Origin of the sequence: Halorubrum sp. CSM-61 (genome assembly GCF_003781945.1) — an archaeon.
GTDB lineage: Archaea > Halobacteriota > Halobacteria > Halobacteriales > Haloferacaceae > Halorubrum.
This window is the reverse complement of sequence record NZ_RJJW01000023.1, coordinates 1-2,061: the sequence shown is the minus strand read 5'-3', so window position 1 is coordinate 2,061 and position 2,061 is coordinate 1. Positions and strand designations below refer to the sequence as shown.

Below are 2,061 nucleotides of genomic sequence, written 5' to 3'. Positions count from 1 at the left end.
CTCAATCACTACAACCACAACATCGAAACCTCGCCGCGTTTCTTCCCCGAAATCGTCGAGACCCATGACTTCGAAGACCGCGTGAAGACGCTCGAAGTCGCCAAGGAAGCCGGTATGGACCTCTGTGCCGGCGTTATCCTGGGCATGGGCGAATCGCCTACCGACCGCGTGGACGCGGCCATCGCGCTCCAGGACATCGGGGTCTCCTCGCTCCCCGTCAACATCCTCAATCCGGTCGCCGGGACGATGTTCGACGACCGAGAGGAAGCACTCATCTCCACGGCGGAGACCATCAAGACCATCGCGGTCTACCGACTGCTCCACCCGCACGCGCGAGTGCGGCTCACCGGCGGTCGCGAGGTCAACTTCGCTGAGGACGAGCAACACCTTCCCTTCGAGGCCGGCGCGGATGGCATCCTCACCGGGAACTACCTCACAACCGAGGGCCAGTCCCCCGGCGACGACATCGAGATGATGGAGCAGGCCGGCATGGAGCCCAATACCGAGGTCAACGATTTCGACCCGGAAGAAGTGAAATCCCGTGATGGCGACTCGGCCGACCCCGCGGATACGGCGGTCGGGACAGCCACGAGCAAGGCGGAACTGTCTGATGACTAACACAGAGATACAGCAACAGCTATGAACGACATCAACTTCGCCGTTCTCGGCACTGGTGGTATCGGCCGTCGCGCACTCGAAGTCTCCGCGGACAAAGACGAACTCACCCCTATCGCAGCCTGCGACCGCCATGGGGTTGCCGTCAACCACGACGGCCTTGATGTGGACGAACTGCTGGCCGCAACGGAGGGGAACATCGCTTCCGACGGCGGGACTACCGTTGAATCCGGCGGTGACGACATCAAGGAACACGGCGACGACAAGGGCGTCGTCGCCTCCACACAGGCCGAGCCGACGGAGACGCCCATCGAGGACATCATCGCCGAACACGAGGTCATCGACGCGGTACTCATCGCGCTGCCGAACCTCGAACACGACTTCATTCCGACTGTCGCCGAGCGCTTCGCGAACGCAGGCTACGAGGGCGTCCTCGTCGACGTGCTCAAGCGTTCACGTGTCATCGGCATGCTCGACGACCGCGAGGAACAACTGGAAGATTCAGGCATCACATTTGTCTGCGGTGCGGGCGCGACACCCGGCCTCCTCACGGGCGCGGCGGCACTCGCCGCCCAGTCGTTCATCGAGATCGAGGAGGTCGAAATCTGGTGGGGCGTCGGCCTCAAATCCGGCTACGAGGACAACCGCGGCACCGTCCGCGAGGACATCGCCCACCTCCCCGACTACGATATCGAATCGGCACGCGCCCTTTCGGACGAGGAGATCGAGGAAATCGTCGACGCTCACGACGGCGTCATCGAGTTCAACGACATGGAGCACGCCGACGACGTGCTTCTCGAACGGGCGGGTATCTGCGACGCTGAGGACGTGACCGTCGGCGGCGTCCTTGACCTTCGCAACGACGAGAAGCCCACAACGACGACCGTCAAAGTCACCGGTCGCACGTTCGATGGCGAGGTCGGTACCAACACGTTCGAACTCGACGACAACACGAGCATGGAAGCCAACGTGAACGGCCCTGCACTCGGCTACCTGAAGGCTGCCGTCCGCCGCAACTGGACCGGCGAATACGGCGTCTACGGGCCTGCCGAGCTCATGCCCGGGTTCTGAACCGTGCAGCAGCAGATGGATCGAGGGTTCGACCTCGAAGCACGCCTCCAGTCCCGAGAAGACCGTGGGCTCCGTCGCGACCTCGCTCCTGTCGACCGTGTCGAGCCGAGGGCTCGCCGGGTGCCCGACCCCGGTGCCGACGTACCGGCCTTCGACGCCGATGCCGAGGAAATGCTGGTGTTCGCAGCCAACGACTACCTCGGGCTCGCGGGAAACGCCAGACTGGCCGAGGCAGCCGCCCGGACAGCCCATGAAGTCGGCACTGGCGCGGGCGCCAGCCGGCTCGTCGTGGGCGATACATCCGCTCACCGCAAGCTCGAACACGCACTCGTCAAATCGAAAGAAACCGAGCGTGCGCTGGCGTTCTCCTCGGGG

The 2,061-nt window shown here is 63.9% G+C and carries 1 protein-coding gene and 2 pseudogenes; all 3 read left to right on the top strand.

Features of this window, described 5'->3' with window-relative positions; genetic code table 11:
• Positions 1-618, top strand: a pseudogene (locus tag EDM04_RS18335) (biotin synthase BioB); the annotation flags it as partial.
• 21 nt (positions 619-639) lie between these two features.
• On the top strand, positions 640-1,686 hold the full coding sequence (locus EDM04_RS18330) for a transcriptional regulator (protein WP_123624663.1): 1,047 nt from the start codon (positions 640-642) through the stop codon (positions 1,684-1,686).
• Positions 1,687-1,689: 3 nt separating this feature from the next.
• A pseudogene (locus EDM04_RS18325) lies at positions 1,690-2,061 on the top strand (aminotransferase class I/II-fold pyridoxal phosphate-dependent enzyme); the annotation flags it as partial.